The sequence below is a fragment of the Clostridium celatum DSM 1785 genome, assembly GCF_000320405.1.
In the GTDB taxonomy this organism is placed as follows: Bacteria; Bacillota; Clostridia; order Clostridiales; family Clostridiaceae; genus Clostridium; species Clostridium celatum.
In genome coordinates this window covers 15295-42211 of record NZ_KB291625.1, presented here as the reverse complement: position 1 = coordinate 42211, position 26917 = coordinate 15295, and the positions used below count along the sequence as shown (strand labels likewise).

Here is a 26917-nt window from a genome sequence, read left to right as displayed (position 1 = left end):
AATACTTACTCAAAAGCCTCTTTTTATCAATTTCTCTTTTTTTTGCAAGATATTTTTTTAAACTTTATTTTTTTAAAATTTTCATAATTTTCAGATTTGTTAAGCCTTTTTTTTGGCAACGTTTAATAATTCTTTTTTTTTTAGTTTTACTAAAATTTATTATTAATTTTTAAATTTTTTATATATTTTTATAGTTTTCTAAAATTTTCCTTAATCGTTGTAAAAACTTAAAATTATATTTTTTGAATAATTTCACTCTAGCTTATTCATTATTTTTTCCTTTTAATTTATTTTTTATTCTTATGATTATTATTAAATATTTTTATATAGCTCCATAATGATAAAAGGAGCTATTAAAAGCTCCTTTTATCCATTTTTCTTATATTCTCTCAACTATTAAAGCAGTTCCCATTCCTCCGCCAATGCAAAGTGTTGCTAAACCTTTCTTAGCATCTCTTTTTTCCATTTCATGAAGTAATGTAACTAATATTCTTGCTCCTGAAGCTCCTACCGGATGTCCAAGTGCTATAGCTCCACCATTAACATTAACCTTACTCATATCAAAGTTTAAATCTTTAGCCACAGCTAAGCTTTGAGCTGCGAATGCTTCATTTGCTTCTATTAAATCTAAATCTTCGACTGTTAATCCAGTTCCTTCTAAAGCTTTCTTAGTTGCATGGAATGGTCCATATCCCATGATTGATGGCTCTAATCCCTTGCTTCCATAAGAAAGTATTTTAGCCATTGGCTTTAACCCTAACTCTTCTGCTTTTTCTGCACTCATAACTACAAATGCTGCTGCACCATCATTAATTCCTGATGCATTTGCTGCAGTTACTGTTCCATTTTTTACGAATGCAGGTCTTAATTTAGCCATAGCTTCTATAGTAGCTCCGAATCTTGGGAATTCATCTGTATCAAATACTTTTGGTTCACCTTTTCTTTGTGGAATAACTACTGGAACTATTTCATCTTTAAATCTTCCTTCTTTTATAGCTCTTTCAGCTTTAATTTGTGATTGCACAGCAAATTCATCTTGCATTTCTCTAGTTAAGTTCCATTCTGTAGCTATATTTTCAGCTGTTACTCCCATATGATAATCATTAAATGCATCCCATAATGCATCCTTTATCATAGTATCAACCATTTTTCCATCGCCCATTCTTTGTCCCCATCTAGCTCCTGGAATTGCATAAGGTGCTGCAGACATATTTTCCATACCACCAGCTACAACTACATCACAATCTCCTGCTTTAATCATTTGAGCTGCTAATGCTACTGATCTTAAACCTGATCCACAAACTTTATTTATTGTCATTGCTGGAACTTCAACTGGTAGCCCTGCTTTAACAGATGCTTGTCTAGCTACATTTTGACCTTGCCCAGCTTGTATAACATTACCCATTATTACTTCTTCAACTAATTCTGGCTTTACACCAGCTCTATTTACAGCTTCTTTAATTACTAATGCTCCTAAATCTGCTGCTGGAACATCCTTAAGCGATCCTCCAAATGAACCTATAGCAGTTCTTACCGCACTAACTATTACTACATCTCTCATAAAAAAATCCTCCCTCGTTTTTAACCCTTAAATCATAATAGTGCTAATTGTTTAAATTGTTAAACAATTAACACTATTATTATACCACTTTATTTTTTCCAATATCAACTAATATTTAAAATATTTTACCTTTTTATATATTTTAAAAAATTTTTTCTATCTATGTAAATTCTCTTTGTAATTTAATAAAAAAAATACAACATTTAAATTAATTCAAATAACATTTTAATCATAAAATTGATGATGAATTTTAACTAATTGTTATTTGATTATCAATATTTTAAACATCTTTTATATTTAATGATAAATCTATTTTTTCATGAGCTGACTCTATTTGTTTCAAATTTACTCCTGCAGCCTTAAACATTCTTTTAGATGCCTTTACTGAATCTGTATTAGCATATTTATCACTCAAATATACTACTTCATTTATTCCCGATTGTATTATAGCTTTAGCACATTCATTACAAGGGAATAATGCAACATATATTCTACAATTTGATAAATCTTTTCCTTTTGCATTTAAAATAGCATTTAACTCTGCATGAACTACAAATGGATATTTTGTGTCTAATGCATCACCTTCATTTCCCCATGGAAATTCATCATCTGAACATCCCTTTGGAAGTCCATTGTATCCTATGCTCTCAATTATATTATTTTTATTCACAATACAAGCTCCAACTTGTGTATTAGGATCCTTACTTCTTTTAGCCGACAATAATGCAACTGCCATAAAATAATCATCCCAAGATAAATATTCTTTTCTTTTTGACATAAAATCATTCTCCTTATCTAATACATTTATATAAATTTTGCTTCACCCCCGATTCTACCTTATGATTTGTGGTTAAAATTCATGTATAATTAATTTTTTAATATATTCTTATAAATTTGTAAAGGAGTTAAGCTTCAATTTATGACTACTAATAATTAAATTATCTAATCTAGTTATCATTCTATTATAAAAGCGAAGACACTAGTCTTCGCTTTTACAATATTACTTAGTTCCAAAAAGTCTATCTCCAGCATCTCCAAGACCTGGTACTATATATCCTTTTTCATTTAATTTTTCATCTATAGCAGCAACATAGATATCAACATCTGGATGTTGTTCTTCTACTAATTTAATTCCTTCTGGTGAAGATATTAATGTGCTTAATCTTATTTTTTTAGCTCCTCTTTGCTTTAATAATGTTATAGCATCGGCTGCTGAACCACCTGTAGCTAACATTGGATCAACAACTATAACATCTCTTTCCGCTATATCTTGAGGAAGTTTACAGAAATACTCTACTGGTTGTAGTGTTTCTTCATCTCTATATAATCCTATATGACCAACTTTAGCTGCTGGTATTAAATTTAATATTCCATCAACCATACCAAGTCCAGCTCTTAAGATTGGAACTATAGCCATCTTTTTACCAGCTAACATTTGACACTTAGTAGTACATATTGGAGTTTCAACTTCTACTTCTTCTGTTTCTAAATCTCTAGTTTCTTCATATGCCATTAACATAGATACTTCTTCTACTAACTCTCTAAAGTATTTAGAACCTGTATCTTTGCTTCTTATGTATGCAAGTTTATGTGATATTAAAGGATGTTTCATTTCTGTTACTTTACTCATTGTATTATTCCTCCCAAATTAAACAAATTATATTTATTATATTCCAATTTACCTATTAATTATTAATATTTATTTAGAATATTTTTTTTCAATTTCAGTTATTTTATTTAGTCTTCTTATATGTCTATCGCCTTCAAATTCAGCCCCTAAAAAAGCTTTAACTATATCAATAGCTAATCCTTTACCAATAACTCTTTCTCCCATAGTTAAAATGTTAGCATTATTATGCTCTCTTGTTGCATGAGCACTAAATGTATCTGAGCAAAGCGCTGCTCTTATCCCCGGAACCTTGTTTGCTGCAATTCCTATTCCAATTCCAGTACCACATATTAAAATACCAAAATCAAACTCTTTAGCTACAACTGCTTCAGCCACTGGTAATGCTATGTCAGCATAATCACAAGACTCTTCTGTGTATGTACCAAAATCTTTAAATTCTATATTTTCAGATTTTAAGTAATTAGCTATCTCTTCTTTTAAATTTAATCCACCATGGTCACAACCTAATGCAATCTTCATAAAATCATCCTTCCTCTTTATTTATTTATAAAAAAAGGAGAATAGGTTCCCCCATCCTCCTTTATTATACATATATGATATCATATCCTGCAGCCTTATTTAATCTATTCATAATTGCAAGTCCAACTCCATACTCTTCAAAGCCTTGACATAAAATATAATCTACTCCTAAATCATCGCATTTTCTTAATGATTCAAATAAATTTTTTGCAATTTCGTATAAATTATTTTCGCTACCTAGTGATATAACTTCACCCTTATTAAATTTATTTAAATTTTCATCAGTTGTTAGTATCGCTACTGTATTATTTTTTTCTATATAATTTTCCATCATTTGATTAATAATTTCAATAGTTTTTTCATTTTTACCACTAATTATTTTTAAACTCGCCTTTGGGGCATAATGTCTATACTTCATACCTGGGGCTTTAGGCTTTAAATCATCACTTGGTTTGCTCATTAATGCCTTATCTATTTCTATTTCACTATTAATTTCCTTAAGCATCTCCAAAGTAATTCCGCCTGGTCTAAGTACTAATGGTGGATTTACTGTACAATCAATAATTGTAGATTCAACTCCAATATTGCTACTTTCTCCACCAATTATATAATCAACTCTTCCATTTAAATCTTCAACACATCTTTCAACTTCAGTAGGACTTGGTCTTCCAGATATATTAGCTGATGGTGCTGCTATTGGCCTTCCTGAAAGTTCTATAAGCTTAAGAGCAATTTTAGAACTAGGCATTCTTATTCCAATAGTACTAAGATTTGCACTTGTTACATTTGGTATTATATCTTTTTTTTCTAGAATAATAGTTAACGGTCCTGGCCAAAATTTATTCATTAACTCTTGTGCTATCTTTGGAACTTCTTTTACTAAATCAGATATATCCTTTGATGCTACATGAACTATTAATGGATTGTCTTGTGGCCTTCCTTTTGCAATAAATATCTTTTTTACGGCATCCTCATTAAGGGCATCAGCCCCCAATCCATAAACAGTTTCTGTTGGAAACGCTACTGTTCCCCCTTCTCTTATGACCTTTCCTGCCTCTTCGATATATTCTATATCTCTACTAATATCTTTAACTATGGCAACTTTAGTTTCCACAAAGCGTACCTTCTTTCTTAAATTTCATTTTGTCCTCTTGCTATTTTAATATTTTCAATAGCTGAATATGTATAAATTGAATTAACACAATTTCTATATATATTATCTAATAATAAATATTTTCTTAAAGCCCCTCGCTTAATAACCTGAAAATAATATACATGATTATTATCTATTTTTTTAAGTTTTTCAATTTCTTTTTCTATTTCAGGATATTTATCTAATATTACTTTAGTTAAAGGTCTAAGTTTTTTATTTTTAAATTTATTTCTAGTTATAATAATAATCTCTATATCTTCTTTACTTTTATTAGTGTGAACTACAGCAACTTTATCACAAAGTATTACGCTCTCTTTAGAAAATAATCCACTTCTAAACTTTAATTTATTATTATAAAAACTAAACTTAAGCTCATAATAATTCATTTTACTAATAATAGCCAAAAAAATTAATATCTCTATTATAGCTAAAAAAAACATTATATATAGTGATTTCATATATGATAAATAAGTTATAATAGGTAGTATTATTGCTAAAAAAAACATAAAAGCAAAAAATAATCCTTTATATTTTTTTTGTTTCTTTAATGCTTATCTATTTTCATATTGTCACCTATTTTAAAAGCCTTACATATTTAAATGCAAGGCTTTTAAAATTACATTGAATCTGTATTTCCCATTGCTTTCATCTTTTCTGCTTGGTCAGCAGTGATTAAAGCATTAATAACTTCTTCAATATCTCCATTCATAAAACTATCTAATTTATATAATGTTAATCCAATTCTATGGTCTGTAATTCTTCCTTGTGGATAGTTGTAAGTTCTTATTCTTTCACTTCTATCCCCAGTACCAACTTGGCTCTTTCTATCTTCTGCAATTCCAGCCATTCTTTCAGCTTCTGCAGCTTCGTAAAGTCTAGCTCTTAATACTTTCATAGCTTTTTCTTTATTTTTTAACTGTGACTTTTCATCTTGACATGCAACAACTGTTCCTGTTGGAATATGTGTTATTCTAACAGCTGAATCTGTTGTATTAACGCATTGTCCTCCATTCCCTGAAGATCTGTAAACATCAATTCTTAAATCTTTATCATTTATTTCTATTTCAACATCATCAACTTCTGGTAATACCGCAACTGTAGCTGTTGATGTATGAATTCTACCAGAACTCTCTGTATCAGGAACTCTTTGAACTCTATGTACTCCACTTTCATACTTTAGCTTTGAATAAGCTCCATTACCTTTAATCATGAATACAACTTCTTTAAATCCACCAAGATCATTTTCATTTGAACTCATCATTTCAACTGACCATCTTTGAGATTCTGCATATCTTGTGTACATTCTGAAAAGATTTGCTGCAAATAGAGCTGCTTCATCACCACCAGCTCCACCTCTAATTTCAACAAATACGTTCTTATCATCATTAGGATCCTTAGGTAATAAAAGAATTTGAATTTTATTTTCTAATTCTTCTTCTTGTTCTTTAAGCATAGAAATTTCTTCAGATAACATTTCTCTCATTTCTTTATCTGATTCTTCTTCTAACATTTCTTTGTTTGCTTCTAAATCCTCAACAACCTTTTTGTATTCTCTATATGCTGTTACTATAACTTCTAAGTCAGCATGCTCCTTACATAGCTTTCTCCATTCTTTTTGGTTAGCCATTATTGAAGGATCTGATATCTTTACTGATAGTTCTTCATACTTATTTTCTGTAAATGCTAATTTATCTAATAACATAGTATCACTCCGTACTGTATTTTTTCATATTGAATTATTATATCACATCAACTAAATATTAATCAAGATACAACAATTTATTGCTATATTAACTAATTTAAATTCCCTATAACTACTCTGTCAAGTCCAGCTAAGTCTTTAATAACCCTTACATTATTATATCCCTTTTCTGTCATAAGTCCCTTAACTTCTTCTCCTTGATCATGGCCAATTTCAAATGCTAATATACCATTTTCTTTTAAAATTTTATCACTATCTTCAACAATTCTTCTATAGAAATATAATCCATCTTTCCCACCACTTAATGCAGTATGTGGCTCATAGTTCTTTACATCCTCCATTAATTCTTCTATAACTTCTTCCTTAATATATGGAGGATTAGATATTAAAATATCATATTTCTTACCATTAGCTATTGGCTCTTCTAATAAGTCACTTTTTATAAATGATGTTCTATCTCCCAATTTATGATTTCTTATATTTCTCTTTGTTACCCTTTCTGGTATTTCATAGTAATCTATTAAATCTACCTTAGTATTTTCTCTTAAAGCTGCTATAGATATACCTATAGCACCACTTCCACAACATAAATCACAAATTTCATATTCTTTATCTTCATCAATAAATTTAAGTGCTTCCTCAACTAGTATCTCTGTATCGCCTCTAGGTATTAATACACCTTCTTCTACATAGAAATCCAAGCCCATAAACTCAGTATTTTTTAATATATATTTTATTGGCATTTTATTTTTTCTCTTTTCTATTAATAAATAAAACGCTTTAGTCACAGATTTAATAACTTCCTCTTCTTTATGAGTAATTAAATAAAGCTTATCCTTTTTTAATACTTCTCCAAGTAAAAGTTGAGTGTCTAATATATATGTATCTATATTAGCCTCCTTTAACTCTTTATTTCCATATATTAAAAGTTCACCTATGGTTTTTTTATATTCTATTCCCTCAGCTGCTAATAAAGATTCTATTGCTACTTCTATTTGTGAATCATCTGGTTCTTTTGTTGTAAGTTCTTGTAACTTCAATCCTGGATATGCAATTATTTTTCCCAAAGCACTTTCCGTCCTTCCAAGCCATTTTATTAATTCATAAGTAATTCCTGCAACTAGTGGTGTTAACACTATTCTTAATATAAGCCTTTGCCAGAAACTACCCCATCCTGTTAATGTAAATATAATAACACTAACGAGCATAGTTAAAAACAAGAAATTAGTTCCACATCTCGGATGTAATCTTCCAAACTTTTTAACATTTTCTACTGTTAGTTTTTCCTCTGCTTCATAACAAAAAATTGTTTTATGCTCTGCCCCATGATACTGAAAAACTCTATAAATATCATCTAACTTACTAATTAAAAACATATAAGAAATTAATATAACTATTCTAATAATAGCTTCAATTAAATTTAATAAAATTGGTGAAATCCCAGTATTTTTAAACACTGATGCAATAGCTGTAGGAATTCCCAAAAATATACCAGCTGCCATTAAAAGAGAAATCATCATAGTTATTGTAACTAATAAATCATTTGCACCTTTATCACCAAATTTATTTTTAAGCCATATATCAAATTTTGATTCTTCTTCATCATCTTCAAAAAAACTTGCTGAATAGTTTAAAGTTTTTATTCCAACTATTAATGAATCTATTAAAATTACAGCCCCTCTAATAATAGGTATATTTAAAACTTTAAATCTTTTTGTTATAGGCTTAACTCTATCAACTTTAACTTCAATTTTTCCACTTGGAGTTCTAACAGCAGTTGCCAATCCCTTTGAACCACGCATCATAACTCCTTCAATTATAGCTTGACCCCCAACATCGCATTTTCTCATATAATCACACTCTCTTAATTCTCATTTTTATACTTAAAATAACAATGACCACATAAAGATTCATACTCTACATTATCTACGTTATCAATAGCGACTTGTTTTCCTTCAAAAACAAATTTCCCATTAATCTTTCTTCCATTTAAAACTGCTTTTCTACCACACTTACAAATAGTCTTAAGCTCCTCTATACTATGAGCTAATAATAATAATCTTGTACTACCTTCAAATCCTTGCATTTTAAAATCTGTTCTTAACCCATAGCAAATAACTGGAATATTTAAAACTACAGCAATTTTAAATAATTCATCTATTTGATGAGATTTTAAAAATTGAACTTCATCTACTAAAATACAATCTATATTATATTTCGTTTCTTGCCATCTATTAACTTCATCATAAATATTTTGCTCATCTTCTATTAATAAATCAACTTTACGTTGTACGCCAAGTCTTGAAAGTAATTTATCTCCACCTTTTTTATCTGTAGATGGTTTTATTAAAAGAACCTTCATTCCACGTTCTTCGTAATTATAAGCAACTTGCATAAGGTTAGTTGATTTTCCAGAATTCATAGCTCCATATCTAAAATATAATTTACTCATTATTAACGCTCCTCATCTTTAAGTAATTTATCTCTTTTGATTATAACATTTTAATCTACATATTATAAGATATTATAATATGTTTTTTATTTTAGCATTACCTTGACTGGCTTTTTTTAATGTGATTTACTCGATATGGTCATTAGTAAATCGCTAATGAATCGTTTATTTTGAAAGAGGTGAATTAAATGAAACAAGGCATACATCCAGAATACCATCACGATGCTGTGGTTAAGTGCGCATGTGGAAATACTTTTACAACTGGTTCTGTTAAAGAAGAGTTAAAAGTTGATATATGTGCTAAATGCCACCCATTCTTCACTGGTAAGCAAAAAATCGTTGATATCGGCGGTAGAGTTGATAAGTTCAACAAGAAATTCGGTCTTAACAAATAAGATTATATTTGAATTTATGAGAAGGAATATGATTCTTTCTCATTTTTTTCTTTTAATATTAAATATTAAAAGTTTACTTAATACAACAATATAACAACAAAAAAGTTATGGTTTAATTTTAATATTTAACCATAACTTTTTTTGATTATTTTATTTATTTCTTAAAAGATTCATTTTTAGGAAATACTTCTATGAATTCTTTATTATTTTTAGTCTTAGATAACATATTAATTAGATTTTCAGTAATATTTTCTATATTTCCATCTTTATACATTACCTTTCTAATTGCAAATGCTACTTCTTTTTCTTCTTCTGTTAATAGTAAATCTTCTTTTCTTGTTCCTGATTTATAAATATCTATAGCAGGGAATATTCTTCTTTCTTGAAGCCTTCTATCTAAATGTACCTCCATATTACCAGTACCTTTAAATTCTTCAAATATCATATCATCCATTCTAGATCCTGTTTCAACTAAAGCAGTTGCAAGTATTGTTAAGCTTCCACCTTCTTCAATATTTCTTGCTGCACCAAAGAATTTCTTAGGCATTATTAAAGCGCCTGGATCTAATCCCCCTGATAATGTTCTTCCTGTTGGAGTAATCGTTAAATTATACGCTCTAGATAATCTAGTAATACTATCTAATAATATAACTACATCCTTACCTTGTTCTACCATCCTCTTAGCTCTCTCTAAAACCATTTGAGAAACCTTTGCATGGTTTTGTGGTTCTTCATCAAATGTGGAATAAATGACATCTCCTTTTATAGACCTCTTCATATCAGTAACTTCTTCTGGTCTTTCATCAATTAAAAGAACTATAAGTTTAACCTCTGGATGATTTATTGTAATATTTTGAGCAATCTTTTTTAGCAATGTAGTTTTACCTGCCTTTGGAGGTGCTACAATTACTCCTCTTTGCCCTTTTCCTATTGGACAAATTATGTCCATCAATCTAGATGATAAATCTTTTTCATTACTAGTTTCTAAATGTAGTCTTTCATTAGGATAAATTGGTGTTAAGGTTTCAAAACTCTTTCTTCCTATGGCTTTTTCCGGACTATCTCCATTTACTTTTTCAACAAATAACAGAGCTTTAAACTTTTCGCCGTCTTTTGCTTCCCTTACTTTACCTTGAACCTCATCACCAGTTCTTAAATTAAATCTTCTTATTTGAGAAGGAGATACATATATATCATTTTCTCCAGTTAAATAATTATCACATCTTAAAAATCCAAAATTATTATTTTCTTGTACTTCTAGTACTCCCTTTGCAGATCCAGACTCATTTATCATAGTCTTTAATCTTTCTTTCTTTTCTTCTCTTTCTTCTTCTGATAATGTATTTACTTCTCTTGATTGATAATTATTATAAGTAGTATTTTGTTGTTCACGAGTCTTTGGAGCTATTCTCTCAGTTAATATAACACCATTTCTTTCTATAACATTAGGAGTAGATTTACTCTCTTCTACTTTACTTGAATTAACATTTAATAATTCATCTATTAATTCACTCTTCTTTAATTTGCTTATGTTTTTTATTCCAAGTTCTTTAGCTTTATTTTTAAGGTCTGCTAAAGTCATCTCAGAGTATGCTTCTCTTGTCAAAATGACACCTCCAATAGTTTAAAATTAATTTGGGATAATTAAGCATTAAAATGTAAGATTTGATATATTGAAATGAAATTAAATCTCATTATTTGAATAATCTTTTGTATAATAAAAATATACTTTTTAAAATTAATTTTACCTAAATTTATATATAATTATGAACTAATAATTATTAAAATTCAATACTAACTTATACTATAAGCTTATCCACATTATATTTTTTTATAACAAACTATTATTTATAAAGCAAAAAAATTAAGAGTAAAAGATAGGACTTACTCATAATCGCTATCTTAAACTCTTATTTAAATCAATATCTTATTTTTTAATTTTCTAAAGCTGCTTTTATAAATCCTATAAATAATGGATGTGGATTATTCGGTCTTGATTTTAATTCTGGATGGAATTGTACTGCTACAAACCAAGGATGTTCTTTAATCTCTACAATTTCAACTAATCTTTCATCAGGACTAGTTCCCACTATACTCATTCCTGCTTCTATAATTTCTTTTCTAAATTCATTATTAAACTCATATCTATGTCTATGTCTTTCTGAAATAATTTCACTTTGATATACCTTGTAAGAGTTTGATTCTTTATTTAATTTACATGGATATGCACCCAATCTCATTGTTCCACCTAAGTCTTCAATTCCTTCTTGTTCTAACATTAGATCTATTACTGGATATTTAGTTTCTGGATCTATTTCAGAACTATTAGCCCCTTCATAGCCTAATACATTTCTTGCAAATTCTATAACTGCCGTTTGCATTCCTAAACATATTCCTAAGAAAGGTATATTGTTTTCTCTTGCATATCTTATAGCTTCTATCTTCCCTTCTACTCCTCTATCTCCAAATCCTCCTGGAACTAGAATTCCATCTATATCTTCAAATATCTTACTAGCCCCTTCCATTGTTACTTCTTCAGCATTAATCCATTTTATACTTACTTTTGAATCATTTGCTAATCCACCATGATTTAATGCTTCAACTACAGAAATATAAGCATCATGTAGTTCTACATACTTACCAACTAAAGCTATGTTTACATTTTCTTTAAGCGATTTTATTTTTTGAACCATAGATACCCATTCATTATTTTCAATATCTCTACATCCAAGTTCTAATTTTTCAATAACTAATCTATCTAAACCTTCTTTGTGTAGCATTAATGGCACTTCATATAAGTGATCTGCATCTAAATTTTGTATTACACATTTTCCTTCTAAATTACAGAAAAGACCTATCTTATTTTTTAAATCTTCACTTATTTCTTTTTCTGATCTACATACTATAATATCTGGCTGTATTCCTATACTTCTTAATTCTTTAACTGAATGTTGGGTTGGCTTAGTTTTTAATTCTCCAGACTTACCTAAGTATGGCACTAATGTTACATGAATAAAGCATACATTTTCTCTTCCAACATCATACTTTATTTGTCTTATTGCTTCTAAAAACGGTTGTGATTCTATATCTCCAACAGTTCCTCCAATCTCTGTTATAACTACATCTACATCTTGCTCTTTAGCAACACTATGAACTTTTTCTTTAATTGCATTAGTTATATGTGGTATTACTTGAACAGTTCCCCCTAAATATTCTCCTCTTCTTTCTTTTGAAATAACTGACCAATAAACTTTACCAGATGTAATATTGCTATTTTGAGTTAAATTTTCATCGATAAATCTTTCATAATGACCTAAATCTAAATCTGTCTCTGCTCCATCATCAGTTACAAAAACTTCTCCATGTTGATATGGACTCATAGTTCCTGGATCTACATTTAAATAAGGATCAAATTTTTGTATTGAAACCTTTAATCCTCTATTCTTTAATAATCTTCCTAATGATGCTGCTGTTATTCCTTTTCCTAATCCTGATACAACTCCACCTGTAACAAAAACAAACTTAGTGTTCATCGTAATTCCCCCTAAAAAAATTCAAAATTCTTATTGACACTTGACTTTTTTATTAGTATAATATAAATTACCTCACTTTATACATAAGTGTCTTTAAAATCATAATCATTATAGTAACACATTAGTTTAAATTTGACTAGTGTTTTTTATGCATTTTTAAAATTTTTCTTTATTTTTTCCTCTATCTCGAAGTAATCTTCTCTAAATTGCTTATTTATAAGAACCTTTTCCTCAGCTTTTTTTAAGTTTACTTTTATATTTTTTTCATTTATATATCTTGTCATATCTATCGTCTTATTTACATCTAAGCATCTAAAATTTTTTATTAATAATAAAAAAATTAATCTCTTTTCCCTATCCCTCAATAATAAATCTAATTCTTTAAATTCTATCCCATAATATTTACATAAATTTAAAATTATAATATTATATTTATCCATATGACACCATCACTTTTTATTTACAATTATTACCCTTAACTAGCTGTTTATTCAATTTATTATTCTATAATTACATTTTTAATAAATAAAAATAAGACCATACAAAAGTATAGTCTTATTTCTAGTTTGTTAATTAACTCTAATCTTAACTTTTAATTCTGTTGTAACTCCAGCTTCACCTTGAACACCTAATATGTATTTAGAATAAATAACTCCACCATTATCATCAATATCAATATCTAATTTTTTAGTATCAACATTTAAATCCATCATTCCGTAAGGTGTATTGTATAGTGATATAGCTACTTCACCTTCTTTAAATTCCATATTAGTAGTTGTTGAACCCAATCTTTCTAATATCATAGAATCATTTTTTATATTTAAAGTAGTTGTAGTTCCTTCCATACCAGATAACTTTGACTCTTCATATATAGCCTTAAAACCATCATCTGTTTTTATAAATTTTCCTGGAGTTACAACTTCAATAGGCTCACCTGGTGTTAAGTCCGAAAAGCTTTGTACATAAATAATTGCGTCTTTTTCCATATTTCCTCCTATCTTACAGATATCATATATTTATCTAATTCTTCATCATTTATTGGACTAACTTCTATTACATTTTCAAGTTTAGTTCCGTATTGTCCATATTTAACCTTTAATACTTTCTCTTCTCTTCCTTTACTATATCTTCCCGAAATTCTTGCTGCTAATTCTATGTCTCTTTCCGTACCTTTATTTTCTAACAATACTAATGCACCTGAAAAATCTGTAGTATGGAATGAATAGTATTCAGAATTTACATATTTTTTTATGTTTTCACTTTCTTCTTTAGTTCTTGCAACTATTATTTTATTATTATCTTCAGTTCTAAAGTGTCTACCATATCTTAAAAGACTTAATTCATTTTCTTCTACTTCTTCTTTAAAATCTAATAAATCTTTTAATCTTAATGCATAGTTTGGCTCTGTTAATTTACATCCTCCAGCAGGTGATGGATATTCAGTTATACCCCACTTTTCTGCTAATTCCATTTGTGGCTTTCTGCTTCTTCCTGATATTCCTAATAATTGTTCTCTATCTACAAGCCCATTTAATTCCATTTCTGTTGGCTCAATATTTTTAGCACATAAAGGTCTTAGTATTTTATTTGCAAATCCTGATTCCTTCTTTACTATATTTAGAGCTTGTCTATTTTGTGACATAGGTCTTTGATTTAAAACTTCTCCAGTTATTATAAAATCAGCATTATATTCCTCTAATAACTTTCCCGCATAATTCATCATCATAGCATGACAATCTATACATGGATTCATATTTTTACCTCTTCCATGTTTTGGATTTTTAACTAAATCTAAATGTTCTGGTGAAAAATCCACAACAACTAATGGAATATCTACTTGTTTAGTCATTTTTATTGCGCTTTCTTCACTAAAGAAATATGATCTAAAACAAATTCCTATTACCTCTATTCCCTGCTCCTTAATTAATTTAGCTGCTAATATACTATCTAGTCCACCAGATACCATTGCTAAAGCTCTTGCCATTTTAAAGTCCTCCTATTTTCTAGTCAAATAAATTATTTACTATTTCTAATATTTTAGATTTAAACACTACATCTTTTTTTGCTTTATCTTCTTTACTTGTTATATCTTCAATATTTTCTTTCAATTCCTTTGAATCTACAGAATTCTTAGTCTCATCAATGAAACATAAAGGTGGAAACATAACACACCACCAATTTTGACCTTCACCTGTTCCTATTATAATTCTAAATGCTTCATAAGTCCCTTGTGGAAATATATAATCTCCATAAACTTTATCTGGAAAATTTTCATATGATAACATTGTGTTAACTTCATAATTATAATTATTTTCACTAATTACTTCTTTTGCAATTTCATTAACAAAATCAATGTTAGTTTCAAGAATTTCTTTTGCTTCCTCTACAGATTCAGCTTCATTTAATTTATAACTTAATTCATCAATTACTCTATCTCTAACCTTTAACTTCAAAGCTTGGTCTTCTTCCGTATCGCTATTAGCAATAACATGAAATCTAATTAGCTTGTCTTTAATTTCATCATAATCTAATTCCTCAAGTTCTAAACTTCCATCCTCTATATTATAAGATTTTAGTTCACATCCATTTAAAATACCACTAATAAAAAATACTACTAATAAAATTGATATATATTTCCTCATAATTCCAACCCCTTTCTATCCTTAAGTATTGACAATATAAAGGGGTTTATTCATTAATATTAAATTTTTTTAAATAGTTCTAGTTAAAAATACTTCTTTATAATTTTCTTTCATCTTCTCAAAGCATCTTTGGGCCTTTAACATATCATCAAAGAAGGCAAATACACTTGGACCACTTCCGCTCATCATAGAACCTATAGCTCCAAGTCTAATCATATCTTCTTTTATTTTAATTAAAACCTTATGCTTTCTTAATGTAACATTTTCTAATAAATTTTTCATATTATTTGCTACATATTCTAAATCATCATTTGCCATAGCAGTTATTAACTCTTCAGTTCTAGGATGTATTCTTGCTTTGTCCATATCAAATGACTTATATACTTCTTTTGTAGATACACCAAACCCTGGTTTAACCAAAACAATTATTTTATCTTTAAATGGTTTTAGTGAAGTTACCTCTTCCCCAATTCCTTCACAAAGTGCAGTGCCACCTTTAATACAATAAGGTATATCAGCTCCTAAACTTACTCCAAGTTCCATAAGTTCTTCATCAGAAGCATTAACATTAAATAACTTATTCATAGCAACTAAAACAGCTGCTCCATCTGTACTCCCCCCTGCAAGTCCTGCAGATACTGGAATATTTTTTGTTATATTAATATTTACGCCTTCTTTTATATCATATCTTTCCTTAAATAATAAAGCTGCTTTATATGCTAAATTTTTAATATCTGTTGGAACATAACTCTTATTACAAGTTAAGGTTATTCCGGACTCCTGCTTATTTATATCTATTTCATCATACAAATCTATATTTTGCATTATCATTCTTAATAAATGATATCCATCTGTTTCCCTTTTTCCTATTATATCTAAAGAAATATTAATTTTTGCATAAGCTTTTATTTTCATATACTCAAATCCCTTCAACGAAAGTACTTATGTGTTAATTAAAGTTCAGGGATATCCCCTGAACTTATAAGTATTATTATATATAGTATTTTATTTTTAGTAAATATGTCATTCTTGTATTCTTTAATTTGAATTAACAACATTACCTAGTTTTTCATTGTTGGATTTTTCATTTTCTAGAACTTCTATTAATCTATTAATTTTTTCAAAGAAAACTATAATTGTGTCACCAGAGTCTGATTGATTTATAGCTTCCTTTAATGCTTCCACTTCATCTAATATTACTTTAAAAGGAATATTTTTATTGTTTGATAAAATACCTTCTTTAATTAACTGTGCTACCTCTCCATTTTTTCTACCACGCTTATCTTTGTCTTCTTTTATAATTATTTTATCTAAAAACTCTGAACTTATTCTTCCAATACTTTTTGCAACATAATCACTTCTATCACCTGGCACGCCAATAACACCGATAACTTTATTATTAGCTATATTTTTAAGTGACGATAAAACACTTCTGTATCCTTCTATATTATGACCATAATCTAAAATAACATTAATTCCATTATAATCATACATATTAAATCTACCAGAGTTTTCAACAGAATTCAGCTTAAAATTCAATAACCCTATTTTAATCATGCTATAGTCTACTTTTAAACCTACTAATGCTGCACATGCTGCCATAGAATTTTCAATGTTAAACTTTAAACTCCCCTTTAAAGTTATAGGTATATCCTTAACTTTTATAACTCTATATTCTCTTCCTAAATTATTTACTACTAAATAGTTATCCTTTATATATACTGCTATTTTTCCTTCTTTTATATTTTTTATTATTAATTCATTATTCTTGTCTAAAGAATAATATATTATGTTACTTGTTATTCTATTTATTATCTTTTTACTATACTCATCATCAGCATTAATAACTACATATCCATCCTTCTTTACAGCCTCTGCAACTAGCGATTTCACTTTGCATAAATCTTCCATATCTTCAATGTTATCTACTCCTAAGTGATCTTCTGTTATATTAGTTATAACCGCTACATCAGCTAAATCATAGGCTAATCCTTTTTTTATTATTCCACCTCTAGCCGTTTCCAAAACTGCAATATCAACATCTCTATTCATTAAAACACATTTTGCACTATCTGCTCCAGTATCGTCTCTCTTATCTATACATTTTCCATTTATATAAATTCCATCCGTGCTAGTCATTCCAACGCAATATCCCATTCTACTTAATGTGCTATTTATAATTCTAGTAGTTGTAGTTTTTCCATTAGTCCCTGTTATTGAAACAACAGGAATATTTATAGGATTATTATTATACATCATATTAACTATATTTAAGCCTATATTTCTATATTTACCTTCTTTAGGGTACAAATGCATTCTAAGTCCTGGAGCTGTATTTACTTCTAAGATTACCCCATTTTCTTTTAAAGGTTTTCTAATATCTTTTGTACATATATCTACTCCACATATATCGAGTCCTATAGCTTTTGCAGCTCTTATACATAACTCTTTATTCTCTTCTGATATATCATCTGTACAATCTATTGCTATACCCCCAGTTGATAAATTAGCATTTCTTCTTAAATAAAGTACTTTTTTATCTTCTAATATTGATTCAAATAAATATCCTTCTTCATAAATGCATTCTTTAACCTCTTCATCTATTTTTATTTTTGTCAAAGGTTTCTCGTGATCTTCACCTCTAAGCTGATCTTCATTTATTTTCTCAATTAGCTCTTTTACGGTCATTTTGCCATTTCCTTTAATATATGGAGGTATTCTTTTAGATACTGCAACAACCTCATAGTTTACTACACAGACTCTATAATCCTCTCCTTCACAATATTCCTCTAAAATTAAATCTTCATATTCATTGCTCAACTTTTGATAAGCTCTAACCAACTCTTTTTCATTTTTTATTTTAAGTATTATTCCCTTCCCTTTACTTCCAAATTGTGGCTTTAAAACGACTGGATATCCTATATCTTCAGCACATTTTAACAATTGTATTACGTTAAATACCTTTTCACCGTATGCAATAGGAAGATTTTGAATTCTTAATAACTCCTTAGTTATTAATTTATCACAAGATATATCAGCTGATACACAACTTGTATTATTAGATATAGAAGCTTCAATAATTTTTCCTTGTTTTCCATATCCTATTTGATAAAATCCACTATTGCCAATCTTTAAAACTGGCAATCCTATTTGCTTTGCAGTATTACATATTTCTAATGTACTAGGACCTATCATTTCCTTTTTTAGTATATCTTTTAATATAACTATTCTTTCTTTAAAATTTATATTATTATTTTTAATAAGTGCATTTATTATGTCTACCGCTAACCTAGCACTTTCAACGCCGACTCTATCATATTCATATTGATATACTATAATATATAAATCTCCTTTAATTTCTCTAGCTTTTCCATAAGCTACATCAATTCCAAGTATATTTTGAATAGCAAGTGTCATATGCTCACAAATATGAGCTAAATAAGTTCCTTCCTTTAGCCTTTTTACGAATCCACCTTCCTCATCTATACCGCACCTATGTGTTTTTAGCTCTGGAATCATCTCTATTAATTGTTCATTAAAATTCTTAATATCTTTACTTGGAATTTCTGAATATCCTTCTAAATTTACTACAAGCTCTATACATTTTTTATGAGAATGAATGTTTCTTCCCTCATAAACAGTACTATCTATGATTTTCATAAAAATCTATATCCTCCTCAAAAGGTACCTTTTTTAAAAGGTTAAATCTATTTCCTTCTTTTAATACATGTAATTTCACATTAAACATGCTTAAAACTTCATTGCTATATTGTTCTGATACATTACTATATATAATTGAACTTCCATCTACAAAATAAACAGCTCCAGAACCAATTACTTCTGCAACACCCTTATCACTTACTATTATTGCTGTATCTTCATCTATACCAATTCCTAATACCTCTGGATTTTGTGCTATAGCAGTAAGTAACCTTCCTATCCTTCCCCTTTGAGCAAAATGTTGATCAATTATTATATTATTTACTAACCCTAATCCTGGTGACATTTTTACTGTACATTTTCTTGGAGATTCATCATCTTCTCCTTGAACTATCATAGTGTCACTCATAACAGATGCTCCTGCTGATGTTCCTGCAATTAATCCATTTCTATCACATAATTTTTTTATTTCATCATAAATAGGAGTACCACCTAACATACTAGTTATCCTTAATTGGTCTCCTCCTGTAAAAAATAATAAATTTGATTCTGAAATTAAATTAATATTTTCCTCTTTAAATGCATCCTCTCTACTGCTTATATCCAATTGACTTATATTTTTAACTCCTAAGCCTGTGAAGACCTCATAGTAATTTTCATAACTCTTTTCTGGATATTCTGTTGCTATTGTAGCTATTAATATTTTTTCATTATCCTTATCAAGGTATTTTACTACTCTTTTTAATATTTCCTTATCTTCCTTTTTGTCTTCTGCACCGCCTATAATTATTAAATTTCCACTTATTTTTTCAGTCATAACTTCACCTCAAATCATGCATTTTCTATTTTATCCACTAACGTAAAAACTTATTCATAATATTAATTTTTACCACAATTCCTAATTTAAATATAAAAAAGGGTTGTGCAATATGCACAACCCTATAAAATTAAGCATTATTAAAATTTACATTTTCCAGGTATTATAAGTTTTTGTCCTTGTGTTAAACTTTCTGAACTATCTAATTCATTTATTTCAGTTAATAAATCTATTGTAGTGCTATACTTTTTAGCTAAATCCCATAAGGTATCACCTTTATTTACAACGTAAATAGTTACAGATGCTTTTTTACTAACCTTTTCTTCATTATTTTCAACTATATCAACAATCCAATCTTTATTGATTTTATAGCAAACTTTAACATTTAATGATAAAGTTGCTCTAATAGCTATAGTATTTGCTTCTATAGTTGCATCTAAACTTTCTAAATGAACTTTACATATAGCACTCATATTTGGTTTAGTTCCCTTTAAATCAACTGTTGTTGAAAAAGGAATTTCTCCACTACACATATCAATCTTGCTATCGTCATCAGAGGTCTTATATAATACTGATACTTTTATATTTCCTTCAACCTTAATTCTATCTTCTTCTACATTTTTATCAGTTATTACAGGTGAACCATAAGCAAGTAATATATATCCTATCTTATCATTTTCATTTTTTAAATATAGGTTATCTTTAAGAATAATCTCTGTAGAAACTACACCTTGTGTAATACCTACTTCATAATTCTTTTTAACTAAATCTATAGCATATGATGGTGAGTACGCATCTTTTATAAATTCAACTATTTCTTTTGATAAGACCCTAATATTTCCCTTTACTACGAATTCAATATTAACTATTCTATTTTCTCCTAAATCATCTGGAGTAACTATACTATCATAGTTTACAATGTCTACATCGTTTGTTGTCATCATATCACTATTTACTCCAACTAACTCTTCTTCCTTTGATAAATATACATCATCTTGTAAAACTAATATATCATCGCAATCTTTTCCCTTATATAATACCTCTACCTTGCAATAGCATCCAAAATATATTTTTCCTTCTCCAAGCTTAACTTCCTTTTTATGAAGATTTAATGAACATTTTAAAATTTCTTCAATTTCAGGTTTATCCATCGTTACCTTTATCATAGATTTTCCCATTAATTCAACGTTCTTTTCACCCTTACATTGGTTTATCTCTTCATTTTTTTTCTTTATTTGTATATCTTCTTTTCCTTCAATATCCTTAACAAATTCAAATTCCCCTACTTTATATAATTGCCACTTAGTTTCTCTAATACCGTCAATAGCAATTTTACGTTCGTTCATAATACTAGCTTGAATATGTTCCATAACACACTCTACATCACAAAGGACTTTATGTTCTTCAGCACCTAGTTCAAGATAGTCTGTAAATTTCTCTGATAAGTCTACTGAATTAATGCTAGTAATTTTGCTTTCGTCCTCTGATAAATAGATAACAGAGTATGCTATTTGTCCTTCTATCATAACTTTATCTGCTAAAGTTTCTTTATTGGTAATAGTTGCCTTTGCTTCTACTCCTAATATCTCATGTACATCCGGATGAGAATCTCTTATTAGATATTCTCCCTTCAAAATGTTGTTAGTAGTACTTTCTCTAAGCAATTCTTCATATTGAACATTTTCTTTAATAACATCTATCTGTGACATCTTATCCCCCCTATAGTATAACTACTATAATATATATTTCTCTAAGTATATATTTATTCTAATTATTAATAAGTGTTTACTATTTTTTATCTATTGTATTCATCATTTTTTTCATCAAATTACATTTAAATACATTTATATGTCGAATTTTGGTGCATACTAATTTTTTTTTTAATTTTTTTTAAATAAATTGTTGACTTATATGTAAATATGTCGTATTATAAAGATGGTTATTGACCATATAACCTCTCATAAATTCTCAATACCCTTTTATACCATAGTTGAAAGATGGATACCCGCCATCTTTCTTTTTTTTATTTAATTTATAATTAATTCTAGTATAAATAAAAGCTTCGATATTATATCGAAGCTTTTATTTATACTGCATAATATAACAATACAGTTTTAGTCAGTACATCTGAGTAACTATAGGTTACTGTTCTTTGAGCATCACTTTCTAATCTAACAACAAAAATACTAGGATGTACGCTTTCTATAACTCCATCATTAACTAGTATTTTTTTTCTTCCTCCGTTTGCTTTTAATGTAACTTTTTCTCCAACGTGACTCTCTATATCTTTTTTAATGGTGGCTAAGGTCTTATTCTTTTCCATATAAACACCCTCTTTCCAATTATAATTATAATACTTTTTTGAATTTTTGTCAAATAAAACCAATTATTTTATCACCTTTGGCTTGCTTTGTCAATGTAAACTTTTACTTTTTCTCTGCTATTTAATCATCTAATATTTATTATGGCATTATTATCTATTTTTTATTCTTAAATTGTAAAAGTAATAGTCTTAAATATTAGCAAAGCTATTTAATATTTCATATTATAAAATGTAATTAATGATTTTGGAGAAAAAAATGGTAATTGGTGATACTGTTGTTAGAAAATCTTATGATAAAGACATCACATTTAAAATAATTGATATAAAAGAGGATAATGGTACTATTATCTACATCTTAAAAGGTATAAGTATAAGAATTATTGCTGATTCCCCTGCAGATGACTTAGAACCTGTTGATATTTCTTTTATAGGCGAAAAAGAAAAAATTTTAAATACACGTGTTAATAATGCTATAAAAAATGCTATATCAACTAGAGCTAACAGATTACAAAAAGAAAAAATAAATTTTAGAGGTAGTAAATCATCTAAGCATCCAGCTATAAACGAATTAGCATTTGGGCGACCCGGAAAAATACTTCATATAGATGGAGATAAAGAGTATCTAGAAACTTGCCTTAAAGTATATAAACAATTATCTTTAGATGCCGTTGGTAGAGCTATATCTGAAAAAGATCAATGCACATATGTAGTTGATTTAGTTAAAGAAATTAAGCCTGATATAGTTGTTTTAACCGGTCACGATAGCGTACTTAAAGAAAGTGATGACTATTTAGACTTAAATAATTATAGAAATTCAAAATATTATATTGATGCAGTAAAGGCTTTAAGAAATTATAATTCTAGTTATGATGAACTAGTAATATTTGCTGGAGCCTGTCAATCTTGTTATGAATGTCTTTTAGATGCTGGCGCTAATTTTGCAAGTTCTCCAAATAGAGTACTAATTCATTGTTTAGATCCTGTATTTGTCTGTGAGAAAATAGCATATACAAATATAGATAGTGTATTATCTATAACTAATATTTTAGAAAATACAATAACAGGCATTAAGGGTATAGGTGGATTACAAACACGCGGAAAATACAGAGAGGGCTATCCCAAATCCCCATATCTATAATTAACAGGTAATTAGTAATTAAGACCAATAACTAAATAAAAGCCAGCTTTTATAAGCTGACTTTTTTTTATACATTATACTGTTTTTTAAATTCATCCAAGAAATTAAAATACTCAGGCTTTTCATTTATTATACTTTCTAATTTAGTATCAAATGTATTTTGCCCCCAATTAACCTCATTGTAATAATACCTGTTTGCTAATCTCCAATATCTTTGAGGAAATTGTAAAAATGCATATAAAACTCTGTATTCAGATTCATCTAAAGCAGAAACTTCGTTATAAGCTTCTATTATAGCATTTGCAAATTCTATATTCCATTTATTTCTCTTTAGAACTTTAATCATAAAATTGGATATATCAAAAGCTCTTATTTCTCTTTTGCAGTAATCAAAATCAATTATACTTACTGAATTATTATCACCTAGTATAATATTATGATAAGTATAATCATGATGGCAGAATCCTTTCTCTCTCTCAGCTATTTCACATAAGTTGTAATATTCTGACTCATTTAAAGTTTTTAATGCCTTCTTTCCCATTTCCTTATAAAATTCCATAGATTTTAAATATAATAAGTCAAAGTTACTTTTATTTCCTTTTTTCCTTATCATATCTCTCATCTTATCAAGTGATTTTATTCTTTTTTCCATTAAGCTAGGCCAACGCCCTAAATCACTTTTTAATTTTGAGTTTTCTGGTGGATCATATCCCTTTGAAGCTTCATGCATTTTTGCTAATGTAGCCGCTGCTATTTTTACTTCCTCTATGTTATGAAAATCACATTCTCTTCCATATAGCCATTCTGATAAAGTATATAAATCTTCATTAACTAATGCATACGGCTCTCCATCTATGTTCAAATAATATCTGTCCACTGCTTTAAAACCATTTTTAATTAAATGCCTTTTGCTCCATAAACAAACAAAAGTTTTTGCGGACCATAGTTTATTTTTTTAAGACAGCGTTCTCCCTTGTTAGTTTTTAAATAATAAATGCCTTTATTTGCTTTTATAACATCTATTTTTATTTGAAACTGTCTTTCTATTTCAAATTCTCTCATCATAATCTTCACCCCCCTTATATTTATATGTACACATATTTTCTTTTATTAACATTTTTTATTTAAATTAATATAATAAATTATAACTATTTTGAAAGGATTAAATGATGAAAATTGGTATTGATGGACGAGCTGCCAAATGGTATAGGGGAACTGGCATAGGAACCTATGCTTATCAGCTAATAAATAATTTAAGCAAATTCGATGATATCAATCAGTACCTTACATTTATCCCTGAAGGTTCTGATTTAAGTTTAAAATCTAACTTCTTTATAGAATATGTTAAAGAATCTCCTAATATTAATAATAATTTTTGGGATGATGTAAAAGTTCCTAACTTTTTAAATAATAATAGTATAGAACTATATCACGTTCCTCAAAATGGAGTAGGCCTTTCCAATAATATTAATTGCCTTAAAACTATTACATTACATGATATAATTCCACTTAGACTTCCTGAAACTGTTAGCGAAAGATATTTAAAAATTTTTAATAATGAAATTCCAAAAATATTGGATAATTGTGATGGTATAATTACAGTTTCTGAATTTTCAAAAGATGATATCGCTAAAGAATTTAACTTTCCTAAAAATAAAATTTTTGTAACCCCACTTGCAGCTGAGGATATTTATAAACCTATTTGTAGGTCGTATTGCAAATCTTTTATTAAGAAAAAGTATAATATAGAAGATAACTTTATTTTATATGTTGGAGGCTATAGTCCTCGTAAAAATATTATTGGAATTATGGAAGCCTTTTCTTTATTAAATCCACATTTGCGACACAATTTAAAAGTGGTTATTACAGGTAGAAAAGGAATTTCATATGATATATATATAAATAGAGCTTCTGAATTAGGAATCTCTGATGATGTAATATTTACTGACTTTATTCCATTAGATGATTTACCAATTTTCTATAATGCTTGTGAATTTTTAGTGTATCCATCATTTTATGAAGGTTTTGGTTTGCCACCAATAGAAGCTATGGCTTGTGGAACACCTGTTATAGCCTCCAATGTAACTTCTTTACCTGAAGTATGTTGTAATTCTGCCTTACTAGAGATCCTAATGATATAGATGAATTGTCTCTATCAATGGAAAAAGTATTATCTGATAGCTTATTAAAACTTTCAATGATTCAAAAAGGCTTATCAACTAGCTTAAAATATACGTGGAAAAATACTGCAATTAACACTATAAAGGCTTATGAATCTATAATCTCTAACTAAAAATATAAAGCAGAAACTAATCTGTATTTTATTAGTCTCTGCTTTATATTTTTTTATTTCTAAAAATTTCAGATTTTTTCTAATTTTAATAATAGTTCACTTTTAAATATATTATTTTCTATTTTATCTTTAAACCTACTTATAAATACCTCTTCATCCCATGATTTTTGCTTTAAATAATAATCTATGGTTATATCTACAAAATCTCTAGGATAATTTAATAATGCATAAAGTACCTGTATTTCTTCATCTGATATCTCATTTATACTATTATAAGTTTTTAATATATTATCCAGCATTTCTTTATCATAGGCTATATTTTTAATTACTTTTGACATAAAATTATATAAATCTATTATTTTTAAATTTATATTACAATAGTCAAAATCAATTAAATTTACAATTTCATCATTTATAATAAAATTATGATGTGCTAAATCTAAATGACATAAAACCTTACTATTATCATCCTTATATAAGTCTATATAACTACTTTTTGTTAGTAGATTTATACTTACATTTAAATCATTTTTTGCCTTTGCTACATTTTCTAAAAATAATAAATCAAACTCATTTTTATAATTAAATTTATTAACTACCCTTTCTATTTCATTAATAATACATAAATTATTTAATTGTTCATATATTAAATTTTTCCCCTTATTTTCTTCTATCTCTATAGAATCAAGCTTATCGACTATTCCAATAGATGCCCTATGAAAATTTGCTAATGCCTTAGTACACCATTCAACTTCTATAGGATTTGTAAAGTTGGCTTCTCGTCCTTCTATTAAATCTAATAATACATAACCAGTTCCTCTCCATCTAGTAATCTTTTCCCCCTGTGAATTATTGCAATATTGCAATACACACTGATCTGTTTCCCTTATAATATCTAAAGCATTGCTTATAAATTTTATTCTTTCATTGGTCGAATTGGTGCTCTTTAATATTTTTTTCCCTTTGTCTGTAAATAAAACAAATACTTTTCTTAATGGAATAATATCATAAACATTAACTCCTAACTTTTCAAAAAATTCTTCACTTAAATCATAGCTACACAATACCTTCTTATCTATATACCTAAATTTATTCATTT

General features: G+C 28.0%; 23 protein-coding genes and 2 pseudogenes. 3 read left to right on the top strand and 22 right to left on the bottom strand.

The window, feature by feature from the left end; genetic code table 11:
* Positions 1-379: 379 nt before the first annotated feature.
* The 9 genes from HMPREF0216_RS05905 to HMPREF0216_RS05865 form a co-directional block, all read right to left on the bottom strand.
* Positions 380-1561: an acetyl-CoA C-acetyltransferase gene (locus tag HMPREF0216_RS05905; RefSeq protein WP_005212395.1), complete on the bottom strand. Its 1182-nt coding sequence runs from the start codon at positions 1559-1561 to the stop codon at positions 380-382.
* Between the two features lie 280 nt (positions 1562-1841).
* Complete coding sequence (locus HMPREF0216_RS05900; RefSeq protein WP_005212393.1) at positions 1842-2339, bottom strand: deoxycytidylate deaminase; 498 nt, start codon at positions 2337-2339, stop codon at positions 1842-1844.
* Between the two features lie 222 nt (positions 2340-2561).
* Complete coding sequence (gene upp / locus HMPREF0216_RS05895; protein WP_005212391.1) at positions 2562-3191, bottom strand: uracil phosphoribosyltransferase; 630 nt, start codon at positions 3189-3191, stop codon at positions 2562-2564.
* A 69-nt stretch (positions 3192-3260) separates the two neighbouring features.
* Positions 3261-3710, bottom strand: coding sequence for a ribose 5-phosphate isomerase B (gene rpiB / locus HMPREF0216_RS05890; RefSeq protein ID WP_005212389.1), 450 nt, complete (start codon positions 3708-3710; stop codon positions 3261-3263).
* A 64-nt stretch (positions 3711-3774) separates the two neighbouring features.
* Positions 3775-4824, bottom strand: coding sequence for an L-threonylcarbamoyladenylate synthase (locus HMPREF0216_RS05885; RefSeq protein ID WP_005212387.1), 1050 nt, complete (start codon positions 4822-4824; stop codon positions 3775-3777).
* Between the two features lie 17 nt (positions 4825-4841).
* Entirely contained in the window at positions 4842-5267 is a 426-nt protein-coding gene (locus HMPREF0216_RS05880) for a hypothetical protein (RefSeq protein ID WP_242824715.1), read from the bottom strand.
* Positions 5268-5479: 212 nt separating this feature from the next.
* Positions 5480-6565, bottom strand: a complete 1086-nt coding sequence (prfA, locus tag HMPREF0216_RS05875; protein ID WP_005212383.1) for a peptide chain release factor 1 — start codon at positions 6563-6565, stop codon at positions 5480-5482.
* A gap of 92 nt (positions 6566-6657) precedes the next feature.
* Positions 6658-8415 carry a peptide chain release factor N(5)-glutamine methyltransferase gene (gene prmC / locus HMPREF0216_RS05870; protein ID WP_005212377.1) on the bottom strand — a complete coding sequence of 586 codons (1758 nt, stop codon included), beginning with the start codon at positions 8413-8415 and terminating at the stop codon, positions 6658-6660.
* 14 nt (positions 8416-8429) lie between these two features.
* Positions 8430-9017: a thymidine kinase gene (locus HMPREF0216_RS05865; RefSeq protein ID WP_005212375.1), complete on the bottom strand. Its 588-nt coding sequence runs from the start codon at positions 9015-9017 to the stop codon at positions 8430-8432.
* Between the two features lie 188 nt (positions 9018-9205).
* Here HMPREF0216_RS05865 and rpmE point away from each other — a divergent pair, with 188 nt between their 5' ends.
* Positions 9206-9412, top strand: a complete 207-nt coding sequence (rpmE, locus tag HMPREF0216_RS05860) for a 50S ribosomal protein L31 (protein WP_005212373.1) — start codon at positions 9206-9208, stop codon at positions 9410-9412.
* Between the two features lie 154 nt (positions 9413-9566).
* On the opposite strand, the gene rho is transcribed toward rpmE, so the two are convergent.
* The 11 genes from rho to HMPREF0216_RS05805 form a co-directional block, all read right to left on the bottom strand.
* Positions 9567-11018, bottom strand: coding sequence for a transcription termination factor Rho (gene rho, locus HMPREF0216_RS05855; protein ID WP_040419097.1), 1452 nt, complete (start codon positions 11016-11018; stop codon positions 9567-9569).
* 328 nt (positions 11019-11346) lie between these two features.
* Positions 11347-12945 (bottom strand): CTP synthase, encoded by a 1599-nt coding sequence (locus tag HMPREF0216_RS05850; protein WP_005212371.1) that lies wholly within the window; start codon positions 12943-12945, stop codon positions 11347-11349.
* A 146-nt stretch (positions 12946-13091) separates the two neighbouring features.
* Positions 13092-13385 carry a hypothetical protein gene (locus tag HMPREF0216_RS05845; RefSeq protein WP_005212369.1) on the bottom strand — a complete coding sequence of 98 codons (294 nt, stop codon included), beginning with the start codon at positions 13383-13385 and terminating at the stop codon, positions 13092-13094.
* A 129-nt stretch (positions 13386-13514) separates the two neighbouring features.
* Positions 13515-13931, bottom strand: a complete 417-nt coding sequence (locus HMPREF0216_RS05840; RefSeq protein ID WP_005212368.1) for a YwiB family protein — start codon at positions 13929-13931, stop codon at positions 13515-13517.
* Positions 13932-13939: 8 nt separating this feature from the next.
* Entirely contained in the window at positions 13940-14929 is a 990-nt protein-coding gene (locus HMPREF0216_RS05835; protein WP_005212366.1) for a DUF814 domain-containing protein, read from the bottom strand.
* Between the two features lie 19 nt (positions 14930-14948).
* The gene (spoIIR, locus tag HMPREF0216_RS05830; RefSeq protein WP_005212364.1) at positions 14949-15587 is read right to left on the bottom strand and encodes a stage II sporulation protein R; all 639 of its coding nucleotides are present in this window, start codon (positions 15585-15587) and stop codon (positions 14949-14951) included.
* 69 nt (positions 15588-15656) lie between these two features.
* Positions 15657-16502, bottom strand: a complete 846-nt coding sequence (ispE, locus tag HMPREF0216_RS05825) for a 4-(cytidine 5'-diphospho)-2-C-methyl-D-erythritol kinase (protein WP_005212362.1) — start codon at positions 16500-16502, stop codon at positions 15657-15659.
* A gap of 123 nt (positions 16503-16625) precedes the next feature.
* On the bottom strand, positions 16626-19247 hold the full coding sequence (gene cphA, locus HMPREF0216_RS05820) for a cyanophycin synthetase (protein ID WP_005212361.1): 2622 nt from the start codon (positions 19245-19247) through the stop codon (positions 16626-16628).
* Entirely contained in the window at positions 19231-20064 is an 834-nt protein-coding gene (locus HMPREF0216_RS05815; RefSeq protein ID WP_005212360.1) for a cyanophycinase, read from the bottom strand. Before HMPREF0216_RS05815 ends, cphA begins: the two co-directional genes overlap by 17 nt.
* Positions 20065-20204: 140 nt before the next feature.
* On the bottom strand, positions 20205-21773 hold the full coding sequence (locus tag HMPREF0216_RS05810; RefSeq protein WP_005212359.1) for a DUF3794 and LysM peptidoglycan-binding domain-containing protein: 1569 nt from the start codon (positions 21771-21773) through the stop codon (positions 20205-20207).
* A gap of 377 nt (positions 21774-22150) precedes the next feature.
* Positions 22151-22387, bottom strand: a complete 237-nt coding sequence (locus tag HMPREF0216_RS05805; RefSeq protein ID WP_040419106.1) for a Veg family protein — start codon at positions 22385-22387, stop codon at positions 22151-22153.
* A 256-nt stretch (positions 22388-22643) separates the two neighbouring features.
* On the opposite strand from HMPREF0216_RS05805, the gene yabG reads away from it, so the two are divergent.
* Positions 22644-23525, top strand: a complete 882-nt coding sequence (yabG, locus tag HMPREF0216_RS05800) for a sporulation peptidase YabG (RefSeq protein WP_040419094.1) — start codon at positions 22644-22646, stop codon at positions 23523-23525.
* Positions 23526-23592: 67 nt separating this feature from the next.
* Here yabG and HMPREF0216_RS05795 read toward each other — a convergent pair.
* A pseudogene (locus HMPREF0216_RS05795) lies at positions 23593-24590 on the bottom strand (CotS family spore coat protein).
* A gap of 104 nt (positions 24591-24694) precedes the next feature.
* On the opposite strand from HMPREF0216_RS05795, the pseudogene HMPREF0216_RS05790 reads away from it, so the two are divergent.
* Positions 24695-25818 (top strand): annotated as a pseudogene (locus HMPREF0216_RS05790) (glycosyltransferase family 4 protein).
* Between the two features lie 68 nt (positions 25819-25886).
* Here the strand turns inward: HMPREF0216_RS05790 and HMPREF0216_RS05785 are convergent.
* Positions 25887-26915: a CotS family spore coat protein gene (locus HMPREF0216_RS05785; RefSeq protein WP_005212339.1), complete on the bottom strand. Its 1029-nt coding sequence runs from the start codon at positions 26913-26915 to the stop codon at positions 25887-25889.
* Between the last annotated feature and the right edge of the window lie 2 nt (positions 26916-26917).